Consider the following 25638-nt stretch of genomic DNA (forward strand, 5'->3'; position numbering starts at 1 on the left):
GTCAGGCCGCCTTTGCTGCTGTCTTGCCGGAAAGGGCGCGGGCCGCTTCCTTGATGCCGGCCCGGATGCGCACATAGGTGCCGCATCGGCAGATGTTGCCGCTCATGGCGCCGTCGATCTCCTCGTCGGTGGGGGAGGTGTTCTTGCTCAAGAGGGCCGTGGCCGACATCAGCTGGCCCGATTGACAGTAGCCGCATTGCACGACGTCCAGGTCGAGCCAGGCTTTCTGCAATGCGCGCCCGACGCGCGTGCCCGCAAGCGATTCGATGGTGCTCACGTTGGCGTTGGCCACCGATTCGACGGGCGTGATGCACGAGCGCGTGGCCACGCCGTCGATGTGGACCGTGCAGGCCCCGCACATGCCCAGGCCGCAGCCGAACTTGGTGCCCGTCATGCCGAGCACGTCGCGCAGCACCCAGAGCACGGGCGTGTCGCCGTCGACATCGAGCGGACGTTCGATTCCATTGACTTTCATAGAGCTTCTTTCTTGTGGTGCCGCGTGGGACGGCTGTTTGACCGGTCGGAGGATGCCACGTAGCCTTCCGGCCGGAATGTCGAAATTACCTCTTTTCAGGACATCATGCAGAAGCGCATCGCCGTTGTCGTTTTTCCAGGCTTCCAGATCCTCGATCTGGCCGCCGTCGCCGCCTTCGAGCTGGCCAACAAGCACGCGGGCCAGCCGGTCTACAAGGTCGAGCTGCTGTCGGAAATCGGCGGCGTCATTCCCAGTTCGTCGGGCATCGGCGTCGAGACGAAGCGGTTGACCGCATCGAAGTTCGACACGCTGGTGATGACCGGCGCGCTCACCATCGAGCCGACCTCCGAAGGGCTTTGCAAAATGCTGCGCGCGGGCGAACGCAGCTCGCGCCGCATTGCCAGCATCTGCACCGGCGCCTTCGGTCTCGCGGACGCGGGCCTGCTCGAAGGCCGGCGCGTGACCACGCACTGGGCCTTCGCGCAGGAACTGCAGAAGCGCCATCCGCTGGCCAAGGTGCAGCCGGACCGCATCTTCATCAACGATGGTTCGCTCTGGACATCGGCCGGCATGACCGCGGGCATCGATCTCATGCTCGCGCTGGTGGAAGAAGACCTGGGCGTGGAGGCTGCGCGCATGGTCGCGAAGAACCTTGTCGTCTACCACCGCAGGGCGGGCGGGCAATCGCAGTACTCGGCGCTGCTTGAACTGGAGCCCAAGTCCGACCGCATCCAGCAGGCGCTGGTGCACGCGCGCGCCAACCTGCGCGATCCGCTGTCGGTCGAAGACCTTGCCGAGGTGGCGCACCTGAGCCCGCGCCAGTTCAGCCGCGCCTTCAAGTCGGAGACCGGCCAGTCGCCCGCGCAAGCCGTCGAGCACCTGCGCGTGGAAGCGGCGAAGGCGCTGATCGATGCGGGCGCGCTGGCGCTCAACGTGGTGGCCGATGAAACGGGCTTCGGCGATCCCGAACGCATGCGCCGCGCGTTCCTGCGCACGCTGGGCCAGCCGCCGCAGGCCGTTCGCCGGGTGGCGAGGCAGATCGCCGAGGTGGCATAAAAGGAGGCTTATATGACATTTACGCCATTGCGCTGACGGAGGAAACTTCCCCTCACGCCGCAACCACGCGGCTTCCAAAGGAACCTCCAATGACTGCATCCAAGGGCACCGCCCTCATCACCGGCGCTTCTTCGGGCATCGGCGCCATCTACGCCGACCGGCTGGCCCGCCGCGGCTTCGACCTCGTGCTGGTCGCGCGGAACAACGATCGCCTGCAGGCGCTGGCCGCCAGGCTCATGACCGAGACCGGCCGCAAGATCGAGACGATCGCCGCCGACCTCACGGACAAGAAAGACATCGCACGCGTCGAAGCCGCCATCCGCACCAATCGCGACCTCACGCTGCTGGTGAACAACGCCGGCGTCGGCGCCACCGCGCCGCTGCTCGCCTCGGACATCGAGAAGATGGAAGAGATGATCGCGATCAACGTGAATGCGCTCACACGCCTCACCTATGCAGCCGTGCCGGGCTTCGTGGCACGGGGCGTGGGAACCCTGGTGAACATCGCGTCCATCGTGGCAGTCTCGCCCGAAACGCTCAACGGCGTGTATGGCGGAAGCAAGGCCTTCGTGCTCGCGTTCAGCCAGTCGCTGCAACACGAGCTGGGTGAGAAGGGTGTGCGCGTGCAGGCCGTGCTGCCGGGTGCCACGGCGACCGAGTTCTGGGACATCGCCGGCCTGCCCGTGCAGCACCTGCCGAGCGCGATCGTCATGAGCGCGGCGGACATGGTCGATGCGGCGCTCGCGGGTCTCGACCAGGGCGAGAAGGTCACAATCCCGTCGCTGCCGAGCCAGGACGAGTGGGATGCTTTTGATGCAGCGCGGCGTGCCATGTCGGGCCGGATCTCCAGTTCGGTGCCAGCGGCCCGCTATGGTGTGAAAGGCGCGAGCGCGGAGGCAGCAGCTACGGCCTGAAAACGCCCGCACTAAAATCCGCATCCCGCAGTTGGGCGTCCCGGCCGGCTGCGGGTTTTTGCTTTTCCGGGGCCATGTAGAGGACCACCATGTACAAAAACCTCGCGGGCCGCGCCGTTCTGGCGTGGGCAGCCGCCTGTTTTTTATCTCCCGCTTTTTCGCAACCGCAGGCTTCGAAAGAACCGCTGAAGATCGGCTTTGTCTATGTCACGCCGGTCACCGATGCCGGCTGGGTGCGCCAGCATGAAGAGGGCCGCAAGGCCGTCGATGCGGCGCTCGGGGCGAAGGTGAAGACCACCTTCGTCGAGAACGTGGCCGAAGGCGCCGATGCCGAACGCGTGATCCGCGATCTTGCGCAGCAGGGCAACAAGCTCATCTTCACGCCCAGCTTCGGCTACATGGAGCCGACGCTCAAGGTGGCGCGCGATTTTCCCGATGTGAAGTTCGAGTCGATCACGGGCTACAAGCCCGCGGCCAACGTCGCGACCGCCAATGCGCGTTACTACGAAGGCCGCTATCTCGCGGGCATCGCGGCCGGGCGCATGACGAAGACGAATGTGGCGGGCTATGTGGCGGGCTTTCCGATTCCCGAGGTGCTGCAGGGCATCAACGCGTTCACGCTCGGCATGCGTTCGGTGAACCCGAATGCGAAGGTCATCGTCGTGTGGCTCAACGCGTGGTTCGATCCGCCCAAGGAGCGCGACGCGGCGATGGCGGTCTTCAACCAGAACGCCGATGTCGTCGCCTTCCACACCGGCTCCACCGCCGTGATGGCCGCGGCGCAGGAGCGCGGCAAGATGGCCATCGCGTACCACTCCGACATGCGCAAGATCGCGCCCGATGCGCAGATCGTCGCGGTCACGCACCAATGGGGCGGCTACTACACGCAGCGCGCGAAGGCGGTGCTCGACGGCACCTGGAAAAGCGGCAATCTCTGGGGCGGCGTGAAGGAAGGAATGATCCGCGTCGGCGACTTCGGCACCAAGGTGCCCCAGGCCGTGCAGCAGGAAGTGCTGGCGAGGCAGCAGGACATCGCGGCCGGTAAGCTGCAGCCGTTTCGCGCGGCGGCGGGCGATGTGCGCGACAACGAGGGCCACGTCGTGATCGCCAAGGGTGCGCAATTGAGCGACGAGCAGATCCTCAAGATGAACTGGCTCGCCGAGGGCGTGCAAGGGCGCGTGACGCGCTGAAAAACGGCCGCGCCGGGTTTTCCCGGGGGACGCATTCCGCATATAGCACTCATATGCGCATGGAAATTGCGGCGGCGCGGGGCTGGATTACCCTCCGCAGCCACGATGAAAAAAGCTTACCGCGCCTCCCTCCTGCGATTCGACGACGCCGGCCTGCCCGTTTTCGATGAAGACGGCCTCCTGGTCGTCGCCCCCGACGACGCCGGCCGCCAGCGCGTCGTCGATGCCGGCAGCCACGCCGCCGTGTCGCCGCGCCATCCCGATGCCGACCTGACCCACCTGCCGGGCCGCATCCTCGCGCCGGGCTTCGTGGACATGCACATCCACTTTCCGCAGACCGACATCATCGGCGCGCCGTCGCCGGGCCTGTTGCCCTGGCTCGAGAACTACACCTTCCCCGCCGAGAGCAAATTCGTCGACCCCGCGCATTCACGCGAAGTGGCCGATGTGTTCTTCGACGAACTGCTGCGCAACGGCGTGACCACCTCGCTCACCTTCGCGACCTCGCATGTCGCCTCGGTCGATGCCTTCTTCGAGAGCGCGCAGCGCCGCCGGCTGCGCATGATCACCGGCAAGGTGCTGCAGGACCGCAACTCGCCCGACGGCGTGCGCGATGAAACCGAGCAGAGCCTCATCGACACCGAGTCGCTGATTCGCAAGTGGCACAACGTCGACCGCCTGGGCTACGCCATCACGCCGCGCTTCGCCCCCACCAGCACCGATGCGCAGATGCGCGGCGCCGGCGAACTGGCCGCGCAGTACGGCGACACCTGGATCCAGTCGCACGTGGCCGAGAACCGCGACGAGGTGCAGTGGGCGCGGGAGCTCTACCCGAAGTCGCGCTCCTACCTCGACGTGTACGCCGGCTTCGGCCTGATGCGCGAGCGCGCCGTGTACGCGCACTGCATCTACATCGACGACGAAGACCGCCGCCTGATGCGCGAGACGAAGACGGCCGCCGCCGTGAGCCCGACGAGCAACCTGTTCCTGGGCAGCGGCTTCTTCGATTTCGGCGCGGCCGACCGCATCGAATCGCCTTACGGCCTTGCGAGCGACGTGGGCGGCGGCACCAGCTTCAGCCCCTTCCACACGATGCTGGCCGCCTACTACGTGGGCCGCGAGGGCCAGACCAAGACCGGCCTGAGCATTCCGCCCTCGCGGCTGTGGTGGCACCACACCGGCGGCGCGGCGCGTTCGCTGGGGCTCGATGGCGTGGTCGGCAACCTGCAGCCGGGCTGCGAGGCCGACTTCCTGGTGCTGAACCCCTCGGCCACGCCGCTGCTGGCGCGCAAGACGAAGCTGGCGAACACGCTGGAGGAAATGCTCTTCGCGATGATCGTGCTGGGAGACGACCGGTTGGTCGAGCGCACGGTGATCTCGCAGGCGGGCTGAACTGCGCCGGGGAGGGCGCACAGGGCGCCCGTGCCACAATTCGGCCCCGATTCCCCCGCAGCAGCAGTGAGCGCATATGAGCATCAAGAGCGATAAATGGATTCGGCGCATGGCCGAAAGCGAAGGAATGATCGAGCCCTTCGAGCCCGGTCAGGTGCGCGAGGCCGGCGGCCACAAGATCATCAGCTACGGCACCTCGAGCTACGGCTACGACATCCGTTGCGCGCCCGAATTCAAGGTCTTCACCAACATCCACAGCACCGTGGTCGACCCGAAGAACTTCGACGAGAAGAGCTTCGTCGACATGCACGGCGACTACTGCATCATCCCGCCCAACAGCTTCGCGCTGGCGCGCACCGTCGAGTACTTCCGCATCCCGCGCAACGTGCTGACCATCTGCCTCGGCAAGAGCACGTACGCGCGCTGCGGGATCATCGTCAACGTGACCCCGTTCGAGCCCGAGTGGGAAGGCTACGTGACGCTGGAATTCAGCAACACCACGCCCCTGCCCGCCAAGATCTACGCGGGCGAAGGCTGCGCCCAGGTGCTGTTCTTCGAGAGCGACGAAGTCTGCGAGACCAGCTACAAGGACCGCGGCGGCAAGTACCAGGGCCAGCGCGGCGTCACTCTGCCGAAAACCTGACGCGGCGGCGGGCGGGGCACTGACGCACAGTTACCCCGGGCGGCCTGGGGCCAAGTACCATCCAGCCACTGTCCGGCAACAGTTGTTGTGCACGCCGGGAAGGAGACTGCGATGAGATGGGAAGGCAACGAACAATCCGACAACGTTGAAGATCGCCGTGGCGAAGGTGGTGGGGGCGGCGGCAGGGGCGGCTTCATCGGCGGCCGCGGCATCGGTATCGGCACCATCGCGGTTGCGCTGATTGCGGGCTGGGTCTTCGGCATCAATCCGCTCACGGTGCTGAGCCTGCTCAGCGGCGGCGGTCCGGCCCAGGTGCAGCAGGCGCCGCAGGGCCCCGCGCCCAAGCCGCCTTCGGGCGACCGCGAAGCGGCCTTCGTCTCGACCGTGCTCAAGAACACCGAAGTGGTGTGGACCGACATCTTCCGGAAGAACGGCGGCAGCTACCAGGCACCCCGGCTCGTGCTGTTCCGCGGCGCCACGCCCACGGCCTGCGGCACCGGGCAATCGGCCATGGGGCCGTTCTACTGCCCGGGCGACAAGAAGGTCTACATCGACCTGGGCTTCTACGACACGCTCAAGAACCAGCTCGGCGCGCCGGGCGAGTTCGCGCAGGCCTACGTCATTGCGCACGAGGTCGGCCATCACGTGCAGGACGAGCTGGGCATCACCGCCAAGGTCGACGGCATGCGCGGCCGGCTGAGCCAGTCGCAGAACAACGCGGTGAGCGTGCGCGTCGAGCTGCAGGCCGACTGCTTCGCGGGTGTGTGGGCCCACCATTCGCAGGAGTCGAAGAAGTGGCTCGACCCGGGCGACATCGAAGCCGCCATGAACGCCGCGCAGAAGATCGGCGACGACGCATTGCAGCGTTCGGCGGGCCGCGCGGTGGTGCCCGACAGCTTCACCCACGGCTCCAGCGCGCAGCGCCAGAAGTGGTTCGGCGCGGGTTATCAAAGCGGCGACATGAAGTCGTGCGACACCTTCAACGCGCGCAATCTTTGAGCTTCATGGGCCCACAGGGCCCACAGGGCCCATGCTTGTTGACCTGAATGCTATCGAATAAATAGCAATACGGGCGGCGCGGACGTTGTCACGGCGCCGTCACTGCCGTTTTTTGCAGCAATGCGACAATAGCGGGCTCAATGACAAGCTCCTTCTCCAATCTTTCGCTGGCAGAACCGCTGGCCCGCGCCGTAGCCGAAATGGGCTACGAGACCATGACACCGATCCAGGAGCAGGCCATTCCGGTCGTGCTTTCGGGCCAGGATGTGATGGGCGCCGCGCAGACCGGCACCGGCAAGACGGCGGCGTTCTCGCTCCCCTTGCTGCAGCGCATGCTCAAGCACGAAAACGCCTCCACCTCGCCCGCGCGGCATCCGGTGCGCGCGCTCGTGCTGCTGCCCACGCGTGAACTGGCCGACCAGGTCGCGCAACAGGTCAAGCTGTACGCCAAGTACACCAACCTGCGCAGCACCGTGGTGTTCGGCGGCATCGACATGAAGCCGCAGACGCTGGAACTGAAGAAGGGCGTCGAGGTGCTGGTGGCCACGCCGGGCCGTCTGCTCGATCACATCGAAGCCAAGAACGCGGTGCTCAACCAGGTCGAGTACGTGGTGCTCGACGAAGCCGACCGCATGCTGGACATCGGCTTCCTGCCCGACCTGCAGCGCATCCTGAGCTACCTGCCCAAGCAGCGCACCACGCTGCTTTTTTCTGCCACCTTCTCGCCTGAAATCAAGCGGCTGGCCGGCAGCTACCTGCAGAACCCGGTCACCATCGAAGTGGCGCGGCCGAACGAAACGGCCTCCACCGTCGAGCAGCATTTCTACAGCGTCTCCGACGACGACAAGCGCCGCGCGCTCAAGCAGATCGTCAAGCAGCGCGGCATCACGCAGGCCTTCGTGTTCGTCAACAGCAAGCTCGGCTGCGCGCGCCTCGCACGCTCGCTGGAGCGCGACGGTCTGCGTACCACCGCACTGCACGGCGACAAGAGCCAGGACGAACGCCTGAAGGCGCTCGCCTCGTTCAAGGCCGGCGAAGTCGACCTGCTGGTGTGCACCGACGTCGCGGCCCGCGGCCTCGACATCAAGGACGTGCCCGCCGTCTTCAACTTCGACATTCCGTTCAACGCCGAAGACTACGTTCACCGCATCGGCCGCACCGGCCGCGCCGGCGCCTCGGGCCTGGCCGTGAGCTTCGCCAGCGGCGGCAACGATGCGCGCCTGGTGGCCGACATCGAGAAGCTGATCAAGAAGAAGATCGAACTCGAACCCGTCGAGTTCGAGGAAGACCGCCCGCGCGGCCGCATCAACGACGGACGCCGCCACTGGCGCGAAGAAGGCGAAGCCGGCGATGCACGCGACGTGCTCGACCAGCCGCGCGAACGCAGCAGCAGCAGCGTCGGTGCCGATGCACGCCGCGGCGGCGGACGCCCGCACCGTGCGCCTTCGGCACCGCGCGATCCGTTCTTCGACAAGCCCTACGAACCGGGCCAGGCCGACGCAACGCCAGCCTGGGAAGCCGCCGCCAAGGCAGCGCCCGCGCGCGGCATCTCTAGCAACATCAAGTCCAAGCGCAAGGTCGCGGCGCTGTTCAAGTCGGCCGAGCCGAGCTGATCCAATCAGTGAACCGCGGCGCCATCCGCCACGGTTCATTCGCGGTCACCTCCAGCCGCGGTGCCATCCGTATTGCGGATGGTGCCAACCCCACCCATAGCGCGGGTGGTATGCCCATACAAAACCAACGCCAGGCGACACGTACGTCGGTGCCACATAGGCCACGCCTGGGGGCGCCGAGTAGACGGGTTGGGCCGGTGCGACCACGCAACCGGTGAGTGCGGCTGCGAGCGCAGCGGCCGACAGCGCGAGAACAGGAAATCTCATGGCAAAGCTCCTTCGGACGAGTTGTTGTGGGTGTGCACAACCAACGCCCTGCGGAGCCCCCGGATGACGGCCTTTACGCCCGCGAAACAGTGTCACGGGCGTGTTGTCATCCTTTCAAAACGCTTTCTCAGATCACCTTGAAATGATGCGTGCCGTCGCGCCCCAGTTGTGCGACCAGGCCGTACTCCCAGTCGAGGTAAGCCTGCATCGCTTCCGCAGGTGCATCGGTGCCTTCGTAGGGGCGGCGATAGCGATCGGTGCGCGCTGTCGCGAGGCGCGTCTCGCCGGTCTCCGCTTCCTGGCCCGCGGCAAACCATGCCGTGTTGCCGCCGGTCAGCACCAGCACTTCGACATCGCGCTGTCCACGCGCATCGAGCAGCGCGCGCAGGTCGGCTGCGGCATAGCGGGCGAGCAGGCTGCTGCCGCAGGTCAGCACATAGCGCTGCGATGCGGGGATGACTGCATCGATGGCACCAGCGAGTTGTGCGCGAATGACGTACCAGGCGCCCGGGATGTGGCGCTTCACGTAGTTGGCGCTGGTGGTCACGTCGAGCACGGCGGTGCCGGGGTGCTTGAGCAACTCGGCCAGCGCCTTGGGCGCGATCTCCCCGACGGCCGCCGCAACCGGCGGATAGGCGGGCGATGGCGCGGCCGTTTCCGTGAACGCAGAAGCTGAAGGCGCCGTGTCGGGCACATAGACCTCCCACCCCATCTGCGCGAGCCAAGACGCGCTCATCGAGGCGCGCACGCCATCGTCGTCCACCAGCACGATGCGCGCACCGCGCACCGGCACTTGGTGATCGGTCTCCTGCACCAACTGTCCGCCGGGCGCGTTCGCAAAGCCGGGCAAGTGCCCCGCTGCATATTCCTCGGGTGTGCGCACGTCGAAGCGGTAGACGGTGCGGTGCGGCGCCTCCAGCGTCTGCAAGGTATCGAGCGCAATGCGGCGCACGCCGGCCGTATCGGCCACGCGGCGCGCATCGGCCTGCGCCTGCGCGCGATGCGCATCGGACACCGCGGCCGGCGCCTGCCGATCCGCCCCATGGTCCAGCACCTGCCCCGCGAGCTTCCAGCCGATGGTGCCGTTCCGCAGGGCAGCCACGAGGTTCGGAATGCCCGCATTCACCAGCGACTGCGTGCCGATGATGCTGCGCGTGCGGCCCGCGCAATTGACGATCACCTGCGTCGACGGATCGGGTGCGAGCTCGCGCACACGGAGCACCAGTTCCGCACCGGGCACGCTCGTGGCCGAGGGAATGCTCATCGTCTGGTATTCGTCGAAGCGCCGCGCATCGAGCACCACCACGTTGGCCTTGGCCTCGACCAGCGCCTTCACTTCGGGCGCCGAGAGCGAGGGCGTGTGCCGTTCATGCTCGACCAGTTCGCCGAACGACTTGCTCGGCACGTTCACATCGCGGAAAAGCTCGCCGCCCGCCGCACGCCAGCCTTCGAGTCCGCCTTCGAGCAGGTGCACGTTCGTGTAACCCAGCGCGGCGAAGGTGCGCGCGGCAAGCGGTGCGAGATCGACGCCGTCGTACGCGCCGTACAGCACGATGAACGTGTCCCGTCGCGGAATGCGCCGCCAGGCCTCGATCTCGATCTTCGAGAGCGGCAGGTTCGCGGCCCACAGTGGGTGCTCCTGCGCAAACGGATCTTCCTCGCGCACGTCGAGCAGCGCCGTCTCGTCGCGCGCAATCAGTCGTTCGCGCACGGCGGCAAAGGGCAGGAGAGGAAAAGCAGCGGTCGTCATGCGAATGTCGATCTGAGTTCTTCGGAGCGGTCCCAGAGGTTGGGAAGCAGCGTGTTGGAGTAGCCCGAGACAAACGGCTTGCGCCCGCCCTCGGCCGGGTAAGTATGCCGCCGTACCGCGCCGATGTTGGCGCCGTAGACGTGGATGCTGATTGACACGCGGTCCGCATGCGCGTTGTGCACGCGGTGCAGGTCGCCGATGGTGGGTGACACGGCCTCTACGTTGCCGGCATCGAGCCGCACCGCATCGCCCTGCGGCTGCGCGCGGCCATCCCCGTCGAACGCATAGCCCTGGCTGTATTCCGCGCCGCGCAGCATGCCGATGAGGCCCCACACCGTGTGGTCGTGGATCGGCGTGGCCTGCCCCGGTCCCCAGACGAAGCTCACGACCGAGAAGCGCTCGGTGCTGTCGGCATGCAGCAAGAACTGCTGGTAGCGCGCCGGGTCGGGTCGCGCGAAGGCATCGGGCAGCCAGTCGTCGCGCGCGACCAGCGTGCGGAGCAGTGTGCCGCCTTCCGAGAGGATGCGGGGCTCATCGGGCGCGCTGTCGAGCAGCCGGCCGAAAGCGCCGACGAAGTCGCGCAGCGGCGCGATCACGCCGGGCGCTTCCAGAGCTGCGTGTCGGTGATGGCGCGCACGTCCACCCGCACCGGCAGGATGCCGTCGCGCGCCGAGCGGTCGGCCACGGCCTGCAGCGCGACGATGTCCGCCTCGCTCACCGGCCTTCCCGCGACAGACGCGCGCGAAGTGATGATGCGCGCCGACTCGATCGGCAGCCGTGTGAGCTGGCTGTACGCCTGCGCATAGGCCTCGGGGTTGGCCAGCGCCCAGTCGCCCGCGCGGCCCAGCCGGTCGAGGAACTGAGCGATGGCCGCGCGCCGAGCCGGGTCGGCCAGCGAATGCTCGCTCGCGGTGATGAAGCCCAGCGCGGTGTTGATGCCGCGCCCGTCGCGCAGGATGCGCCCGCCCTGTTGCAGCGCGATCGCGTAGTACGGATCGAAGATGGCCCATGCGTCGATCTGCTTCGAGGCGAAGGCGGCCGCCGCGTCGGTCGGCAGCACGAACTTCACCGTCACCTCGCTGCGCGGCACGCCGGCTTCTTCGAGCGCGCCGTAGAGCTGGTATTGCGAGATGCTGCCGCGCGCCGACGAGACGATCACCGTCTTGCCGCGCAGGTCGCTCACGCTGCGCAGCTTTGAGTCGGGCTGCACCACGATGCCCAGCGACTCGGCCTTGCCGACGCGCGTCGCGACGATCTTGAGCGGCGTCTTGCCGACAGCCGCGGCCAGCACCGGCAGGTCGCCGGCCATCGCGGTATCGACGGCTGCGCCGCGCTGCGCCTCGAACAGCGGCGCGGCACCCTGGAAGTTGGCCCAGCGGTAGGCGAACGGTGCACCCTCGAGTGCCTTCGACGCCTCGAACAGCGAGCGCAGGCCGCCGGCCTGGTCGCCGAGGATCAGCGTGGCCTGCGGCAGTGCCCACGCGCGCAGCGTGCCGGTTGCAGCCAGCGAGAGCGCCACGCCTTGCTTTAACCAACTGCGGCGCGAGGCTTTGGAAAACAGCAGATCGGTCATGCAGCAACTCCGGTCGGCAGCAGCGCGCGCTTGCCCGCGCTGACCAGGATCGCGTCGTTCTGCGGCGTGTGGATGCGGCTGCACAGCACGTCGCGGTAGTGGCGCTCCAGCGGGTTCTGCCGCGTGAGGCCGTGGTTGCCGCTCAGCTGCAGCGCGAGTTCGACCACGCGGATCGCGTTGTTCGTCACCGTGTACTTCAGCAGGCCGCTGTCGGTGGCCGGCTGTGCGTGGCCGTTGTCGACGGCCGTGGTCGCATCGTCGAGCAGCACGCGGTTGGTGCGCAGCAGCGCCTCGATCTCGCCGACGTGTTCCTGCACGCGCGGCAGGCTGGCGAGCGGCGCGCCCAGGCTGCCGGGCGCGCGCTGGTTCAAAAATCCCACGAGCCAGTCGCGTGCGGCCTGCGCGACCGCGTCGTAGAGGCTGCCGAGCAGCACGACCATCCAGGCTTGCTGGGTGGCGTGCGCGTCGATGTCGGTCTGGCTGCCGGCGTCGGGCGCCCAGTCGGCCGGTGCGCGCAGGTCGACCGCGTGGTCGAGGCCGATCGTCACGTTCTCGAAGATCACTTCATGGCTGCCCGAGGCGCGCAGGCCCAGGTGGTCCCAGCTGGCGATCACGCGCACGCCAGGGGCGTGGCGCGGCACCAGGAACACGCCGGTGCGCGGCGTCGCTTCGTCGGTGCGCGCCCACACGGCGAGCCATGTCAGGCCTTCGATGCCTGTGGTGTAGAGCTTGTGGCCGTCGACGGCCCAGCCGCTGCCGTCGCGCCGTGCGACGGTCGAAGGCAGGCCGCCGCGCGAGGGCGAGCCGAGTGCCGGCTCCACGCGCAGCGCGTTGATGAGCGCGCCGCGCTCCACCGCATCGCGCGCCACGCGTTCGCGCAGCTGCAGCGGCCAGCGGTTGTCGCCGCGCGTGAGCGCGTGGTGCTGCAGGTAGGTCATCGCGAGGATCAGCGCGGTGGCCGGCTCGCCGTGCGCCACGGCCGCGATCACGCGCCGTGCCGTCGCCAGCGTGGCGCTGCCGCCGCCGTGCACCGCGGGTGCGACGAGGCCGATCAGACCGTTCGCCTGCAGTGCCTCGAAGTTCTGTTGGGGAAAGGCGCCGCTGCGGTCGTAGTCCGCCGCGGTGGCTGCGAACTGGGCCGACAGCCGGGCCAGCAGCGCGGCATCGACGGCGGCGGAAGGGGTTTCTTCTTCAGGCGTGGCCGACGGGCGGCGCAAGGGGAGTGCACTCATGGTTCTCGCACGGTACCGGCCCATCGGCGGCTCGAAAACGACGCATCCCGCATATGCAAACTCGTTTTTCTGCGTTCGCTTTTGCGGGGCGCCTCGGTACGGTCTCGCTTCTCTCCCATGGCTCCCGTGGGCATGGAAGACGAAAGACCACAACGCATGAAACCCGATTTCCCCTTCGATCGCCGCAGCTTGCTGCAGGCCGCCGCCGCATGGGGCGCAGCAGCCGCCGCCGGCTTTGGGGCGCATGCGGCCCAGGCGGCAACGCCGTCGCGCGACCTCTCGGGCGTGACCTTGCGCGTCGGCACCTACAAAGGCCTGTGGCGTCCGCTGCTGCAGGCGTCCGGCCAGGCCAACACGCCGTACAGGATCGATTGGCGCGAACTCAACAACGGCGTGCTGCACATCGAGGCCATCAACGGCGATGCGCTCGACCTCGGTTCGGGCAGCGAGATTCCGCCGGTGTTCGCGGCGCGCCAGAAATCCAGCGTGCGACTCGTCGCCGTGACGCACGAAGACCTGAACAACCAGGCCACGCTCGCGCGCAAGGATGCATCGATCCGCACCATCGCCGATTTCAAGGGCAAGCGCGTGGGCTACGTGCGCGCCACCACCTCGCACTACTACCTGGCCAAGCAGCTGGCCGAAGCGGGGCTGTCGTTCAGCGACATCCAGGCGATCAGCCTCACGCCCTCCGACGGTCTCTCGGCCTTCGCGCGTGGCGATCTCGATGCCTGGGCCATCTACGGCTACAACGGCCAGATCGCGCGCACCCAGTACGGCGCGCGGGTCATCAAGACCGGCGTGGGCTACCTCTCGGGCAACTTCCCGATCTACGCCAACCCGCGCGCGCTCGATGACACGCTGCGTCGTGCGGCATTGAGCGATTTGCTGCAGCGCCTGCAGCGCTCGTTCGCATGGATCAACGGCAACTTCCTGGCTTATGCGCGCGCGCAGTCGGCCGAGACGCGGGTGCCGGTCGGCGACCTGGTCGAACTCTTCAACCGCCGCAGCGGCGACTACAGCCTCGGCCCCGTCAGCGACGCGGTGGTGCGCAGCCACCAGGACGTGGCCGACACCTTCCTGAAGATCGGCGTGCTCGACGGCCCCGCCGATGTGAAGCCCCTGTGGGACCGCAGCTTCGAGAGCGTGCTGCGCCTGCCGGCCGCCTGATTACCCCCAAACCTCGACAACAAACAAAGGACTCCCATGAGCCAGAACGACGTTGAATTCATCGGCATGATCCAGGGCCAGAAGGTCTCGGAGATCCATGCCGCCAAGGGCCCGGCCATCGACCGCGACTATGTGCGCGCCTTCGCAGAGGCGCACGAGAACGCCGGCTTCGACCGCGTGCTGGTGCCGCACCATTCGACCGGCCCCGACGCCACGCTCACCGTGGCATATGCCGCCTCGGTCACCGAGCGCATCCACTTCATGCTCGCGCACCGCCCGGGCTTCGTCGCGCCCACGCTCGCGGCGCGGCAGTTCGCCTCGCTCGACCAGTTCAGCGGCGGCCGGCTCGGCGTGCACTACATCTCGGGCGGCTCCGACGAAGAGCAGCGCCGCGACGGCGACTGGCTCGATCACGACCAGCGCTACGCCCGCACCGACGAATACCTGGACGTGCTGCACAAGGTGTGGACCGCCGACAAGCCCTTCGACCACGAGGGCGCGCATTACCGTGCCGTGAATGCCTTCTCCGAAGTCAAGCCGCTGCAGACGCGCAACGGCAAGCCGCACGTGCCGGTGTACTTCGGCGGCGCGTCGGAGGCGGCGATTCCGGTCGCTGGCAAGTACGCCGACGTTTACGCGCTGTGGGGCGAATCGCTCGACCAGGCGCGCGAGCTCACGACGCGTGTGCGCGCCGAGGCGGCGAAGCACGGGCGCAGCGTGCGCTTCTCGGTGTCGTTCCGCCCGATCCTCGCGGAGACCGAGGAGGCTGCCTGGGCGCGCGCCGAGAACATCCTGGCCGAGACGAAGCGCCTGCGCGTGGTGCAGGGCTACAACCGTGGCGGCCCGCAGCAGAGCGAGGGTGCCAAGCGCCTGCTGGCCGCGGCCGACAAGGGCCCGCGCGTGGACAAGCGCCTCTGGACGGCCGTCGCGCAGGAAATCGGTGGCCGCTCCAACAGCACCGCGCTGGTCGGCACGCCCGAGCAGGTGGCCGATGCGCTGCTCGACTACTACGACCTGGGCGTGACGACCTTCCTGATCCGTGGCTTCGATCCGCTGGAAGACGCGACCGACTACGGGCGCGAGCTGATTCCGCGCACGCGTGAGCTGGTCGCACAACGCGCGGCTTTCGTTCGCAAAGCGGCCTGACCTGACTTTCTCCCTCCCCCTTTGGGGGAGGGCAGGGGTGGGGGCAAGCGGCATTCAAGACGCCGCAGCGTTTCAAGCGCCGCTTGCCCCCATCCCAACCTTCCCCCAGAGGGGGAAGGAGCAAAACCGAATACGAGGAATCCCCCATGAGTGCCGTTCTCTCCATCGACCGCAGCGCCCCCCAGCCGCTCAAGCTCAACCCGAACCCGCAGCAGAAGTACTGGTTCGACCCGGTCCCGCCGCGCACCAGCGTGCAGGCCGAGCGCCGCCACCGGCAAGAGCGCCTCGCGGGCGCCTTCCGCCTGTTCGCGCGCTTCGGCTTCGCACAAGGGCTGGCCGGTCACATCACCGCGCGCGATCCCGAGCTCACCGACCACTTCTGGGTCAACCCGCTGGGCATCCACTTCTCGCGCATCAAGGTGTCCGACCTGCTGCTCGTCAATGCGAAGGGAGAGACGGTGATCGGCGACAAGCCGCTCAACAAGGCGGCCTTCGCGATCCACGCGGCGATCCATGAGCACAACCCGAAGATCGTGGCCGCCGCCCACACGCACTCGACCTACGGCAAGGCCTGGTCCACGCTGGGCCGCAAGCTCGACACGATCACGCAGGACAGCTGCGTGTTCCACGACGACGTGGCCCTCTTCGACGACTTCACCGGCATGGTGGTCGACACCAGCGAGGGCGACCGCATCGCACAGGCGCTGGGCGACAGGAAGGGCGCGATCCTCAAGAACCACGGCATCCTGACCGCGGGTCCGACGGTGGAGGCGGCCGCGTGGTGGTACATCGCGCTGGACAACGCCTGCCACACCCAACTCCTCGCCGAAGCGGCCGGCAAGCCGCAGCCCATCGACGAGGACACCGCGCGCCACACGCACAGCCAGATCGGCGGCCCGGAGGGGGCCATCCATTCCTTCTACAGCCTCTATGAAGGCCTCGTGGAAGCGGAACCCGAGCTGCTGGACTGATTGAAGAAAAACTACCGGAGTTTCGAATGACCGCATCCCTTTCACGCCGCAGCGTATTGCGAGCAGGCGGCGCTGCCGCCGTGGTCGCCTCGGGCGGCCTGATCGCCTCGCAGGCGTTCTCGCAGCAGGCGCGCAAGCTCACTTTCGCATGGAACGCCGCCGCGTTCTGCCTCTCGCCGGTGGTGGTGGCGCAGGAGCGCGGCTACTTCGAGCGCAACGGGCTGCAGGTCGAGTTGATCAACTACACCGGCTCCACCGACCAGTTGCTCGAATCGCTCGCCACCGCGAAGGCCGATGCGGCGGTGGGCATGATCCACCGCTGGCTCAAGCCGCTGGAGTCGGGCTTCGACGTGAAGATCGTCGGCAGCTCGCACGGTGGCTGCGTGCGCCTGGTGGGCGCCAAGGCCGCGGGCGTGACCAACCTCGCGAGCCTGAAGGGCAAGATCATCGGCGTGTCGGACATCGCGAGCCCGGGCAAGAACTTCTTCTCGATCCTGCTCGCGAAGAACGGCATCGACGCCGACCGCGACGTCACCTGGCGCCAGTACCCGGCCGACCTGCTCGACATCGCGGTGCAGAAGGGCGAGATCCACGCCATTGCCGATGGCGACCCGAACGTCTATTTGATCGAGAAGCGCAACAAGGGCGCGTTCGTCGAAGTGGCGAGCAATCTCTCGGGGGAATACAAGGACAAGGTCTGCTGCATCGTCGGCGCGCGCGGCGAGCTGGTGCGCAAGGACAAGCCGACCGTGGCGGCGCTGGTGCGCTCCATCGCGCAGGCGTCGGACTACGTGGCCGAGAACCCGAACGAATCGGCCAAGCTCTTCGCCAAGTATTCGCCCAAGGTGCCGATCGAAGACCTGCGCGCGCTGCTGGGCACGCTCACGCACAACCACCATCCGCTGGGCAAGAACCTGCGCGACGAGGTGGAGTTCTACGCGCGCGATTTCCGCGGCGTCGGCGTGCTCAAGAAGACGACCGACCCGGTGCGCTTCGCGGAGCACGTGTCCTTCGATCCGCTGGCATGAGCGCGGTCATCGACCAGGTGCTGGAGGCGCCACCCGCGGCGGGGAACTGGCGCCGCGCCGGCACTGAACAAGCTGCGCCGGCCTCCTTTCCCGTGCGCGCCACCGAGGGCTTCTGGCTGACCGGCGTGCTCGCGACGGCGGCATGGCTGGCCCTGGGCCTGCTCACCGTCTATTGGCCCAACAAGGCCGTGGGCTTCAGCGACTGGGCGTACACGAACGAGTTCGGCATCGCCGCTATTGCCGTGGGTGCACTGCTGCTGGCCGTCGCGTTGCTCGGGTCGCGCGCCGGTCGCGTGGCGCGCGTGCTGCGGCCCGCGGGCCCGTGGCTCGTCGCGCTGCCGGTGCTGTTCGCGATCTGGGAAATCGCCACCGCCAAGCTCGCGTTGCTCCCCACGCCGTTCTTCGCGCCGCCGCAGAGCCTGGTCGAGACTTACATCGACGACTGGCGGCGCCTCGGCGAAAGCCTGCTGCATTCGGCGCGCCTACTCGCCCACGGTTTCGTGCTGGGCGCGCTCGCGGGCTTTCTCACGGGCGTGACCATCGGCTGGTCGCGCATCGCGGGCTACTGGGTGCATCCGGTGCTGCGCTTCGTCGGGCCGGTGCCGGCGTCGGCGCTGCTGCCGCTCGCGTTCTTCTTCTTTCCGTCGAGCTATGCGGCCGCGGTGTTCCTGATCGCGCTCGCCACGGGCTTTCCGGTGGCGGTGCTCACCTGGTCGGGCGTGGCCGGCGTCAACCGCAACTACTACGACGTGGCGCGCACCATGGGCGCGAGCGAGCGCTTTCTCGTGCTGCGCGTGGCGATTCCCGCTGCGCTGCCGCAGGTGTTCGTCGGCCTCTTCATGGGCCTGGGCGCTGCGTTCTCGGTGCTGGTGACCGCCGAGATGATGGGCGTGAAGGCCGGCCTTGGCTTCTACCTGTCGTGGGCGCAGGGCTGGGCCTCGTACTCGAACATGTACGCCGCGCTCATCGTGATGGCCGTGCTGTGCTCGGGCCTCATCACGCTGCTATTCAAGGTGCGTGACCGCGTGCTCTCGTGGCAGAAGGGGACCGTGAAGTGGTAGCCATTGCCGACGCAAACGTGCGCCAGGCCGGCGCGCACATCGAAATCCGCGGCGTGAGCCACTGGTTCGATGTGCCGGCGGGGCCGTTGCAGGTGCTCGACGACATCGACCTCACGGTGAAGCCCGGCGAATTCGTCGCGCTGCTCGGACCGAGCGGCTGCGGCAAGTCGACGCTGCTGCGGCTGGTCGCGGGCCTGGAGCCAGCCACCGCCGGCCGCATCACGCAGGACGACGCGCCGATCACCCGGCCCGACCCGTCGCGCATCGTCGTCTTCCAGGACCCGACGCTCTACCCGTGGCGCAGCGTCTGGGACAACGTGGCGCTCGGCCTGCAGGCGCGCGGCGTGCTCAAGGCGCAGCGCGGGCGGGTCGACGAGGCGCTCAAGCTCGTGGGCCTCACTGATTTCGCCAAGGCTTTTCCGCACCAGCTCTCGGGCGGCATGGCGCAGCGCGTGGCTTTGGCGCGTGCACTGGTCAACGATCCGCAACTGCTGGTGCTCGACGAACCGCTCGGCAAGCTCGACTCGCTCACGCGAATCGCGATGCAGAGCGAGCTGGTCAACCTGTGGCAGCGCGCGGGCTTCTCGGCACTGCTGGTGACGCACGACGTGGAAGAGGCGCTGTTCCTGGCCAACCGAGTGATCGTGCTGAGCGACCGGCCGGCGCGCATCGCGGCGGAGATCGTGGTCGATCTTCCGTATCCACGTCATCGCGGGCATGCGCGGCTGGCAGAACTCCGTCACGAAGCCCTGCGACACCTGGGGCTCGACGCCACCTGGTGAGATGAACAGCACGCCCGAGGCCGATTGGCTCAACTTGCTGATCGGCCTGCTCCAGGGCGCGCAACTGCAACTGCTGCGGGTGCTCGATGCGCTCGGGCTCGCGGCGCAGGTGCATGGCCAGCCGGCGTGGCCGTGGGCGCGCCGGTTGTCGGGAGAGAACCTGCTGATCGACCTGGGGCAGGCACGCAATCTCGCATGGACGCTGGTGTGCGTGGCCCTGGCGGTCCTTGCATTGCTTGTCGCACTGCTCTGGCGGCGTCGGCGCTTCTACGCACTCGCACTGGTGCCGATGCTGCTGATCGCAGCGCCATGGCCCGAGGCCCATGTGGTGCTGGTGCCGGCGACGCCGACAAGCTTCCAGTCGTCGCCGACCGGCTTCACGGCCGCCTCCATCGCCAAGGGCCGCGTGCTCTACGCGCAGAACTGCGTCGCCTGCCATGGTGCGGACGGCAAGGGCGAAGGGCCGCTCGCCGCTTCGCTCGCGGTCTGGCCGCCGAACCTCAGCGGCCCGCTGCTGTGGCGGCGCGCGGATGGCGACCTGCTCTGGCGCATCCTGCACGGCACGCGCGATGCGCAGCAAAACAAGCCCACGATGCCCGGCTTCGGCGGGCAACTCGACGAGGCCGATGCCTGGGCGCTGATCGACTACATGAAGGCGCAGGGCGCGGGCCAGAGCCTGCGCGCGCTCGGCAACTGGCCGCAGCCCATCGCCCTGCCCGACATGGCGGTGCGCTGCGGTGCACAGCCGCCGCGGCTGCTCGCGAGCTGGCGCGGGCAGCGCGTGCGCATCGTGGCGGGCAACGCCACACCCACGGAAGACCCGCGCCTCGTCACCGTGCTGCTGGTACCTCCCACCACGACCGCCCCGCCCGCCGCCGACTGCGTGGCCGACTCATCCGCCGCCTGGGAAGCGCTGGCCCTGATCGCTGGCACCGACCGCCTCGCCGGCACGCAACTCATCGCCGACCGCGACGGCTGGCTGCGCGCGCGCGGCGAGCCCGGCAAGGCGGGCTGGTCCGACGACGACCTGCTGTGCCGCAGCGAACGCGCGCCTGCCGCCTCGGCGAAGAACACCGTGCTGCCCGCCGATGGCCTCGGCGCACTCATCTCCCGCATGGACGCGGAGCCGGTGCGCTTCGTCAAGGGCGGCTTCATTCACTGATTTTTTTCTTGACCTCGACCGAACACGGAGAACCCATGACCTCGCACCTCGACCCCTCTCGCCGCAAGCTGCTCACCCAAGGCCTCGCCGCCGCCACGGCCGCGGCCTTGCCGGCCTTCTCGCTGCCAGCCCGCGCACAGGGCCGCCCGGTGCTCAAGGCCGGAGACCAGAAGGGCGGGCTGCGTGCGCTGCTCGAAGCAGCCAACGGGCTCGAAGGATTGAGCTACGACATCCAGTGGTCCGAATTCCCCGCCGCCGCCCCGCTGGCCGAAGCGCTGAACGCGGCGGCGGTCGATTCGGGGCCCATCGGCGATGCGCCGCTGATCTTCGCGTTGGCCGCCGGCACGCGCGTCAAGGCCATCGGCGCGAACCGGTCCGATTCCTACGGCACGGCAGTGCTGGTGCGGCCCGATTCCACGCTCAAGACCGCAGCCGACCTCAAGGGCAAGAGCATCGCCACCAACCGCGGCTCCATCGGCCACTACGTGACGCTCAAGGCGATCACCGCGGCGGGCCTGAAGCCGGAAGACGTGAACATCCGCTTCCTCGCGCCGGCCGATGCCAAGCTGGCGCTCACGCAAGGCTCGGTCGATGCCTGGGCCACCTGGGAGCCCTACACCGCGCTGGCCGAGGTGAGCAAGCACGCGCGCGTGCTCGTGAGCGGGCGCGGCCTGCTGCCGGGGTTGAGCTACCTTGCCGCGACAGATTCAGCCATCGCGGCCAAGCGGCCGGTGCTGCAGGACTTCCTGCAGCGCGTGGTGAAGGCGCAGCTCTGGTCGTACCGCAATGTCGATGCCTACTCGGCCGCGCTGGCTCGCATCATCGGCATCCCACCCGAGGCGGCGAAGCTGCAGTTCGAGCGCCGCCAGCAGAAGTGGGTGGCCATCGATGCGAAGGTCATCGCCGACCAGCAGGGCACGGCGGATTTCTACCGGCAGGTGGGGCTCATCAAGCAGCCGCTCGACGTGAAGACCACCTTCGACACCGGCTTCGGCGTTGCCGGTTAGGTAGGCGACACCTGCCAAGGGGCTGCGCGATCGGCCCGGTACGTCTGCGACTGCGCGCGAAATTCCTGCGGCGCCATGCCGTAGGCGCGGCGAAAGGCGCGAGTGAAGTCCGATGCGCTCTTGAAGCCGACCGCATAGGCCACGTCCGTCACCATCATGTGCGGGTAGCGGGCGAGCTCGTCGGCCGCCTGGCGCAGCCGCAGGTGGCGGATGTAGGCGCCCAGGCCGCCTTCGTGCTGGAACATGCGGTAGATGGTCGGGCGCGGCAGGTGCAGCGCATTGAGCACGCTCTCGGGCGTCAGCTCGGCGCGGTGCAGGTTGGCCTGGATGTGGCGCCGCACCCGGCCGAACAGCGCGGCCCGCGCCGCCGAACGCGCATTGCCGCTCAACCCGGCCTGCTTGCCGAAGGTGGCGACGACCAGATGCGCGGCGTTGCGCACGGCACTGTCGGCTGCGGCGGTGGTCATGCTGCAGATGTTGGCGCTCAGTTCTGCCACGTGTTCGAGCGCCAGCCGCGTGAGCGGGGTCGCGTCCTGGATCGTGCGGCCGTGGATGGCTTCCGGGTCGGGCAAGGTCTCTTGCACCAGCGAGGCCGGCACGAAGAAGGTGAGCACCCGGCAACTGCCGCGCCGCATGCGCACCGGCTGGTTCATGTCCAGCGCGAGGATCTTCGTGGTGGCGTGGGTGCCGTGGGCGGAAGAAGCGCCGTGCCGCGGCGACGAGGCGCGCAGCGCGACGTCATCGACGCCGCCCTCGGCGAACACGTGGAACACGTAGTCGCGCACGCTGTCCGTCGAGATGCGGGCCAGCGAGCGCTCGAGCAGCATCGCGTCGGAGCGGCAGTCGGTGAAGAGAAGGCCATCGACCTTGTAGCGGTCGATCTCCGCGCTGAAAGGCTTCTCGATGTCGGCCTTCGAAGGCAGCACGTCGATCACGTGGCCCACCCGCTCCCGCCAGGCCAGCAGTTGCCGGTGCGCAGGTTCGCCATGCACGCTGAAATGGCTGCGCGCCACGCCGCCTTGCGCAGGGGGAACCGGGGCCTGGGGAGCCCCCTGGAGGGCGCGAAGGTTCATTGGAGAGGGGAAATCCGCAAGGCCGCCACGCCAACGAGTGGACGAAAACGTGAAAAAAAGTACACAACCGAAGGAATTCTCTCAATAACTGAGACGGACGGTCAAGCCGGCCGGACCGGCGCCAGCACGCTTGCCTTCACACGGCCACCTGGCCGAAGGCCCCCGATTTCTTTGAGCGAGTAGCCCGATGTCCACAGGAAAAGCCGATCCCGCCGCAGCCGCCGGTGCCGTCGGTCATCTCTTCGACAAGGCGGACGAGGACGAGCTGGCCGTCCTGATGTTCTCCATGGAGCGCAGCGACGCGCCCGGCGCCTCGCGTGTCGCGCGCCACATGCTGGCGCTGATCGCCGAGGCTGCGAAATCCCGGCCGCCTTCGGCCGTCGCGACGAAGCCCCGCACCAGCGCCGCGCCGTCCACCGGTCAGGCGGCATCGAGCGGGGCGTTGTCGCCGCGCGAATTGCAGGTGCTGCAGATGGTGTCGCAGGGCTGGACCAACCGCCGGATCGCCGAGGCGCTCAGCCGGTCGGCCAACACCATCGACACCCAGATCAAGAGCATCTACCGCAAGCTGGACGTCAACTCGCGGACCCGGGCGGTCCGCAAGGCGATGGAGCAGGGGTTGTTGAACTGGGATGCCGGCCGCCCGCAGTAACCCGGCGCTGCGAGCGTTTCAGGAACCGCTGCCGCCGCGCTCCGCGGCGCGCGCCAGCTGGGACAGGCGCTTGACCAGCGGCTCGAAAAGCTCCGCCGACGTGTTGCCGTAGCCCAAAACCAGCCCGTTGTCCGATGGCAGCGGCTGCACCGCGAAGCTCGACAGGGCCACGGGCGCCAAGTGGTGGCGCAGTGCCTCGGCGGCGATTTGGCGGTCGTCGAAGCGGGGCGGCAGGCGCACGGTGAGGTGCAGCCCGCAGTAGCCGCCATCGATCTCGTGGGGCACTTTCAGATGCCGGGTCAGCGCCAGCCGCAGCGCCTGCTGCCGGTCGCGATACAGCCGCCGCATGCGGCCCAGGTGCCGGCCGAACTGGCCGCTCTCAATGAAGTCGGCCATCGCCAGCTGCTCGTGGCGGTGTCCGCCGCGCAGCATTTCCTCGAGCGGGGCCTGCACGCTGGTCAACAGCGCTTCGGGCAGCACCAGGAAACCCAGCCGCAGCGACGGGAACATCGTCTTGCTGAAGGTGCCGATGTAGAGCACCGGCGCGTCGGGCACCAGCCCCTGCATCGCGCCAATGGGTTCGCCGGTGTGGCGGAACTCGCTGTCGTAGTCGTCTTCGATGATCCAGGCACCGTGCCGGCGGGCTTCTGCGATCAGCGCGAGCCGGCGCGCGATGCTCAGCACCGCGCCGGCCGGGTACTGGTGCGAGGGCGTCGTGTAGATGAGGCGGGGCGGGTGCTTGCGCCAGTCTTCCGCGCTCGCGTCGAGGCCTTCCGCATCGACGCGGATCGGCACCATGTGCATGTCGCCCGCGCGCATGGCCGACTTCGCGCCGCGGTACCCCGGGTCTTCGATCCAGCCGGTTTCGCCGGGGTTCGAGAGCAGCCGCACGCACAGCGAGATGGCTTCCTGCGCGCCCTCGGCGATGACGACCTGTCGCGGCTCGCACCGCACGCCGCGCGCAATGGCCAGGTGCCGGGCGATGGCCGCGCGAAGCCGGGGTTCGCCCAGCGGATCGCCGTAGCCGAGCGTGGCCGGGCTCGCGGTGCGGATGGCGCGGTCGAGCGCGCGCCGCCAGGCGGTCGCGGGAAAGTGCGACAGCGCGGGCACGCCGGGCCGAAAGGTAGCGTCAGGCTCGGTGAAGGCGGTGCGCGGCTGGATGGCGGTGAGACGGCGCGCGGTGGCCGGCGAGTCCGTGGTCTTGCTGCGGGAGCGCTTGGCCGTCGTCGTCGTTGCCGGCGACGACAGCTCGGTCACCCGCGTGCCCTGGCGGTCGGGCTGCACGTAGCCCTCGGCGGCCAGGTGCTCGTAGGCGGCGGTGACGGTGTTGCGCGAGATCGCGAGCGCCTCGGCCAGCGCGCGCGAGCCGGGCAGCCGGCTGCCGGGCGCCAGGCTGCCGTCGAGGATGGCGCGCTTGAGGCGGTCGTGCAGCTGGCGCTGCATCGAACCCGCATCGCGGTCTTTCGCGAGAGGGGCTTCGAGCAGGGAGGCGGCGACGCGGCCTGGTGCATCGGTCATGACGGGAAAGGGGAGAGGCGTGGCACCATGAAAAGCAATCGTCGTGGCGCTTCCTGGGGTTCCACGTTCCGCGTACTTTATCGGTCTCCGGCGATGCCGTCGCCTTTTTTCCGAAAGCTTTCCTCATGCCAGTTCGCCATAACGAATACGGTCAATCCCTCGGCCCCCTCATGCCCGAATGGAGCGCCCGCCCGCTGCCGCCGCGCGAGCCCGTCGAAGGCCGCTACTGCACGCTCGAGCCGGTGAACGCCGCGAAGCACGCCGACGACCTGCACGCCGCCTACGCGCAGGCCCCCGACGGTCGCGACTGGACCTACCTGGGCGTCGAGCGGCCCGCCGACCTGAATGCCATGCGTGCCCATGTCGAGCGCCTTGCGCAAAGCACCGACCCGCTGCACTTCGCCGTCATCGACAGGCAGAGCGGCCGGGCCATCGGCACGCTTTCGCTGATGCGCATCGACGCCGCCAACGGCGTGATCGAGGTGGGCCACGTCAATTTCTCGCCGCTGCTGAAACACACGTCCATGTCCACCGAAGCGCAGTACCTGCTGATGAAGCTCGCCTTCGACGTGCTGGGTTACCGGCGCTACGAATGGAAGTGCGACAGCTTCAACGAGCCGTCCAAGCGCGCGGCGGCCCGCCTGGGCTTCCAGGCCGAGGGCGTGTTCCGGCAGTACAGCATCTACAAGGGCCGCAGCCGCGACGCGGCGTGGTTCTCGATCATCGACGGCGAGTGGCCCGTGCTGCGCACGGCGTTCGAACGCTGGCTCGCGCCGGAGAACTTCGATGCAGAGGGCAGGCAGCGCATGGCGCTGGACAAGTTCCGGCTGCCGCGGGCGGAGTGAGGGCGGGCGACCTTCATCCAGGGTGCAGCGGGGGAGGTCAGGTAGTTCCAGAAAATAACGATTGTTGAAAGCCCCGCAGCTTTCTATGCTGGATGGACACCCGCTTTTTCTTCGCTTTC

General features: G+C 68.2%; 25 protein-coding genes. 17 read left to right on the plus strand and 8 right to left on the minus strand.

What is annotated here, in order from left to right:
• Position 1 precedes the first annotated feature (1 nt).
• Complete coding sequence (locus ACSFA7_RS12485) at positions 2–475, minus strand: (2Fe-2S)-binding protein (RefSeq protein WP_435499656.1); 474 nt, start codon at positions 473–475, stop codon at positions 2–4.
• Between the two features lie 105 nt (positions 476–580).
• On the opposite strand from ACSFA7_RS12485, the gene ACSFA7_RS12490 reads away from it, so the two are divergent.
• The 7 genes from ACSFA7_RS12490 to ACSFA7_RS12520 all read left to right on the plus strand — a co-directional run bounded on the left by ACSFA7_RS12490 (position 581) and on the right by ACSFA7_RS12520 (position 8282).
• Entirely contained in the window at positions 581–1531 is a 951-nt protein-coding gene (locus ACSFA7_RS12490; RefSeq protein WP_435499657.1) for a GlxA family transcriptional regulator, read from the plus strand.
• Positions 1532–1620: 89 nt separating this feature from the next.
• Positions 1621–2445 carry an SDR family NAD(P)-dependent oxidoreductase gene (locus ACSFA7_RS12495; protein WP_435499658.1) on the plus strand — a complete coding sequence of 275 codons (825 nt, stop codon included), beginning with the start codon at positions 1621–1623 and terminating at the stop codon, positions 2443–2445.
• 89 nt (positions 2446–2534) lie between these two features.
• Positions 2535–3635 (plus strand): BMP family ABC transporter substrate-binding protein, encoded by a 1101-nt coding sequence (locus ACSFA7_RS12500; protein ID WP_435499659.1) that lies wholly within the window; start codon positions 2535–2537, stop codon positions 3633–3635.
• 105 nt (positions 3636–3740) lie between these two features.
• Positions 3741–5027 (plus strand): guanine deaminase, encoded by a 1287-nt coding sequence (gene guaD / locus ACSFA7_RS12505; RefSeq protein WP_435499660.1) that lies wholly within the window; start codon positions 3741–3743, stop codon positions 5025–5027.
• 76 nt (positions 5028–5103) lie between these two features.
• Positions 5104–5670: a dCTP deaminase gene (dcd, locus tag ACSFA7_RS12510; RefSeq protein ID WP_435499661.1), complete on the plus strand. Its 567-nt coding sequence runs from the start codon at positions 5104–5106 to the stop codon at positions 5668–5670.
• A 111-nt stretch (positions 5671–5781) separates the two neighbouring features.
• Positions 5782–6669, plus strand: coding sequence for a KPN_02809 family neutral zinc metallopeptidase (gene ypfJ, locus ACSFA7_RS12515; protein ID WP_435499662.1), 888 nt, complete (start codon positions 5782–5784; stop codon positions 6667–6669).
• A gap of 140 nt (positions 6670–6809) precedes the next feature.
• A complete protein-coding gene (locus tag ACSFA7_RS12520; protein WP_435499663.1) occupies positions 6810–8282 on the plus strand; it encodes a DEAD/DEAH box helicase in 1473 nt (490 codons plus the stop codon).
• Between the two features lie 45 nt (positions 8283–8327).
• Here the strand turns inward: ACSFA7_RS12520 and ACSFA7_RS12525 are convergent, their stop codons facing one another.
• From ACSFA7_RS12525 to ACSFA7_RS12545, 5 genes are all read right to left on the minus strand, one after another.
• A complete protein-coding gene (locus ACSFA7_RS12525) occupies positions 8328–8549 on the minus strand; it encodes a hypothetical protein (protein ID WP_176659731.1) in 222 nt (73 codons plus the stop codon).
• Positions 8550–8676: 127 nt separating this feature from the next.
• On the minus strand, positions 8677–10299 hold the full coding sequence (locus tag ACSFA7_RS12530) for a rhodanese-related sulfurtransferase (protein ID WP_435499664.1): 1623 nt from the start codon (positions 10297–10299) through the stop codon (positions 8677–8679).
• The gene (locus ACSFA7_RS12535) at positions 10296–10895 is read right to left on the minus strand and encodes a cysteine dioxygenase family protein (protein ID WP_435499665.1); all 600 of its coding nucleotides are present in this window, start codon (positions 10893–10895) and stop codon (positions 10296–10298) included. Before ACSFA7_RS12535 ends, ACSFA7_RS12530 begins: the two co-directional genes overlap by 4 nt.
• The gene (locus ACSFA7_RS12540; RefSeq protein ID WP_435499666.1) at positions 10892–11872 is read right to left on the minus strand and encodes an ABC transporter substrate-binding protein; all 981 of its coding nucleotides are present in this window, start codon (positions 11870–11872) and stop codon (positions 10892–10894) included. Before ACSFA7_RS12540 ends, ACSFA7_RS12535 begins: the two co-directional genes overlap by 4 nt.
• Entirely contained in the window at positions 11869–13104 is a 1236-nt protein-coding gene (locus ACSFA7_RS12545; protein WP_435499667.1) for an acyl-CoA dehydrogenase family protein, read from the minus strand. The genes ACSFA7_RS12540 and ACSFA7_RS12545 overlap by 4 nt, the downstream gene beginning before the upstream one ends.
• A 156-nt stretch (positions 13105–13260) precedes the next feature.
• On the opposite strand from ACSFA7_RS12545, the gene ACSFA7_RS12550 reads away from it, so the two are divergent.
• The 8 genes from ACSFA7_RS12550 (at position 13261) to ACSFA7_RS12585 (ending at position 21431) form a co-directional block, all read left to right on the plus strand.
• Entirely contained in the window at positions 13261–14274 is a 1014-nt protein-coding gene (locus ACSFA7_RS12550) for an ABC transporter substrate-binding protein (RefSeq protein ID WP_435499668.1), read from the plus strand.
• Positions 14275–14310: 36 nt separating this feature from the next.
• A complete protein-coding gene (locus ACSFA7_RS12555; RefSeq protein WP_435499669.1) occupies positions 14311–15420 on the plus strand; it encodes an LLM class flavin-dependent oxidoreductase in 1110 nt (369 codons plus the stop codon).
• A gap of 146 nt (positions 15421–15566) precedes the next feature.
• Complete coding sequence (locus tag ACSFA7_RS12560) at positions 15567–16391, plus strand: class II aldolase/adducin family protein (RefSeq protein WP_435499670.1); 825 nt, start codon at positions 15567–15569, stop codon at positions 16389–16391.
• A gap of 26 nt (positions 16392–16417) precedes the next feature.
• The gene (locus ACSFA7_RS12565) at positions 16418–17419 is read left to right on the plus strand and encodes an ABC transporter substrate-binding protein (RefSeq protein WP_435499671.1); all 1002 of its coding nucleotides are present in this window, start codon (positions 16418–16420) and stop codon (positions 17417–17419) included.
• Entirely contained in the window at positions 17416–18480 is a 1065-nt protein-coding gene (locus ACSFA7_RS12570; protein WP_435499672.1) for an ABC transporter permease, read from the plus strand. Before ACSFA7_RS12565 ends, ACSFA7_RS12570 begins: the two co-directional genes overlap by 4 nt.
• A complete protein-coding gene (locus ACSFA7_RS12575; protein WP_435499673.1) occupies positions 18474–19262 on the plus strand; it encodes an ABC transporter ATP-binding protein in 789 nt (262 codons plus the stop codon). Before ACSFA7_RS12570 ends, ACSFA7_RS12575 begins: the two co-directional genes overlap by 7 nt.
• A gap of 1 nt (position 19263) precedes the next feature.
• Positions 19264–20424, plus strand: coding sequence for a c-type cytochrome (locus ACSFA7_RS12580; RefSeq protein WP_435499674.1), 1161 nt, complete (start codon positions 19264–19266; stop codon positions 20422–20424).
• A 35-nt stretch (positions 20425–20459) separates the two neighbouring features.
• Positions 20460–21431 carry an ABC transporter substrate-binding protein gene (locus tag ACSFA7_RS12585; protein WP_435499675.1) on the plus strand — a complete coding sequence of 324 codons (972 nt, stop codon included), beginning with the start codon at positions 20460–20462 and terminating at the stop codon, positions 21429–21431.
• Here ACSFA7_RS12585 and ACSFA7_RS12590 read toward each other — a convergent pair.
• On the minus strand, positions 21428–22504 hold the full coding sequence (locus tag ACSFA7_RS12590) for an AraC family transcriptional regulator (RefSeq protein WP_435499676.1): 1077 nt from the start codon (positions 22502–22504) through the stop codon (positions 21428–21430). The genes ACSFA7_RS12585 and ACSFA7_RS12590 overlap by 4 nt on opposite strands.
• A gap of 187 nt (positions 22505–22691) precedes the next feature.
• Here ACSFA7_RS12590 and ACSFA7_RS12595 point away from each other — a divergent pair, with 187 nt between their 5' ends.
• Positions 22692–23156: a response regulator transcription factor gene (locus ACSFA7_RS12595; protein ID WP_435499677.1), complete on the plus strand. Its 465-nt coding sequence runs from the start codon at positions 22692–22694 to the stop codon at positions 23154–23156.
• A gap of 18 nt (positions 23157–23174) precedes the next feature.
• Here ACSFA7_RS12595 and pdxR read toward each other — a convergent pair whose 3' ends face one another.
• Positions 23175–24674, minus strand: coding sequence for a MocR-like pyridoxine biosynthesis transcription factor PdxR (gene pdxR, locus ACSFA7_RS12600; protein ID WP_435499678.1), 1500 nt, complete (start codon positions 24672–24674; stop codon positions 23175–23177).
• Between the two features lie 125 nt (positions 24675–24799).
• Between pdxR and ACSFA7_RS12605 the strand changes: the two genes are divergently transcribed.
• Positions 24800–25519, plus strand: a complete 720-nt coding sequence (locus tag ACSFA7_RS12605; protein ID WP_435499679.1) for a GNAT family N-acetyltransferase — start codon at positions 24800–24802, stop codon at positions 25517–25519.
• The last annotated feature ends 119 nt before the right edge of the window (positions 25520–25638 follow it).

It is taken from the genome of Variovorax trehalosi (assembly GCF_051216415.1).
In the GTDB taxonomy this organism is placed as follows: Bacteria; Pseudomonadota; Gammaproteobacteria; order Burkholderiales; family Burkholderiaceae_C; genus Variovorax.

Coding starts and splice junctions, on each gene's coding strand:
- ACSFA7_RS12555 (WP_435499669.1), top strand. CDS start 14,311: ATGAGCCAGAACGACGTTGAATTCATCGGCATGATCCAGGGCCAGAAG.
- ACSFA7_RS12500 (WP_435499659.1), top strand. CDS start 2,535: ATGTACAAAAACCTCGCGGGCCGCGCCGTTCTGGCGTGGGCAGCCGCC.
- ACSFA7_RS12565 (WP_435499671.1), top strand. CDS start 16,418: ATGACCGCATCCCTTTCACGCCGCAGCGTATTGCGAGCAGGCGGCGCT.
- ACSFA7_RS12570 (WP_435499672.1), top strand. CDS start 17,416: ATGAGCGCGGTCATCGACCAGGTGCTGGAGGCGCCACCCGCGGCGGGG.
- ACSFA7_RS12595 (WP_435499677.1), top strand. CDS start 22,692: ATGTCCACAGGAAAAGCCGATCCCGCCGCAGCCGCCGGTGCCGTCGGT.
- ypfJ (WP_435499662.1), top strand. CDS start 5,782: ATGAGATGGGAAGGCAACGAACAATCCGACAACGTTGAAGATCGCCGT.
- ACSFA7_RS12580 (WP_435499674.1), top strand. CDS start 19,264: ATGAACAGCACGCCCGAGGCCGATTGGCTCAACTTGCTGATCGGCCTG.
- dcd (WP_435499661.1), top strand. CDS start 5,104: ATGAGCATCAAGAGCGATAAATGGATTCGGCGCATGGCCGAAAGCGAA.
- ACSFA7_RS12530 (WP_435499664.1), bottom strand. CDS start 10,299: ATGACGACCGCTGCTTTTCCTCTCCTGCCCTTTGCCGCCGTGCGCGAA.
- ACSFA7_RS12520 (WP_435499663.1), top strand. CDS start 6,810: ATGACAAGCTCCTTCTCCAATCTTTCGCTGGCAGAACCGCTGGCCCGC.
- ACSFA7_RS12550 (WP_435499668.1), top strand. CDS start 13,261: ATGAAACCCGATTTCCCCTTCGATCGCCGCAGCTTGCTGCAGGCCGCC.
- ACSFA7_RS12545 (WP_435499667.1), bottom strand. CDS start 13,104: ATGAGTGCACTCCCCTTGCGCCGCCCGTCGGCCACGCCTGAAGAAGAA.
- ACSFA7_RS12490 (WP_435499657.1), top strand. CDS start 581: ATGCAGAAGCGCATCGCCGTTGTCGTTTTTCCAGGCTTCCAGATCCTC.
- ACSFA7_RS12585 (WP_435499675.1), top strand. CDS start 20,460: ATGACCTCGCACCTCGACCCCTCTCGCCGCAAGCTGCTCACCCAAGGC.
- ACSFA7_RS12590 (WP_435499676.1), bottom strand. CDS start 22,504: ATGAACCTTCGCGCCCTCCAGGGGGCTCCCCAGGCCCCGGTTCCCCCT.
- ACSFA7_RS12485 (WP_435499656.1), bottom strand. CDS start 475: ATGAAAGTCAATGGAATCGAACGTCCGCTCGATGTCGACGGCGACACG.
- ACSFA7_RS12560 (WP_435499670.1), top strand. CDS start 15,567: ATGAGTGCCGTTCTCTCCATCGACCGCAGCGCCCCCCAGCCGCTCAAG.
- pdxR (WP_435499678.1), bottom strand. CDS start 24,674: ATGACCGATGCACCAGGCCGCGTCGCCGCCTCCCTGCTCGAAGCCCCT.
- ACSFA7_RS12525 (WP_176659731.1), bottom strand. CDS start 8,549: ATGAGATTTCCTGTTCTCGCGCTGTCGGCCGCTGCGCTCGCAGCCGCA.
- ACSFA7_RS12495 (WP_435499658.1), top strand. CDS start 1,621: ATGACTGCATCCAAGGGCACCGCCCTCATCACCGGCGCTTCTTCGGGC.
- guaD (WP_435499660.1), top strand. CDS start 3,741: ATGAAAAAAGCTTACCGCGCCTCCCTCCTGCGATTCGACGACGCCGGC.
- ACSFA7_RS12605 (WP_435499679.1), top strand. CDS start 24,800: ATGCCAGTTCGCCATAACGAATACGGTCAATCCCTCGGCCCCCTCATG.
- ACSFA7_RS12540 (WP_435499666.1), bottom strand. CDS start 11,872: ATGACCGATCTGCTGTTTTCCAAAGCCTCGCGCCGCAGTTGGTTAAAG.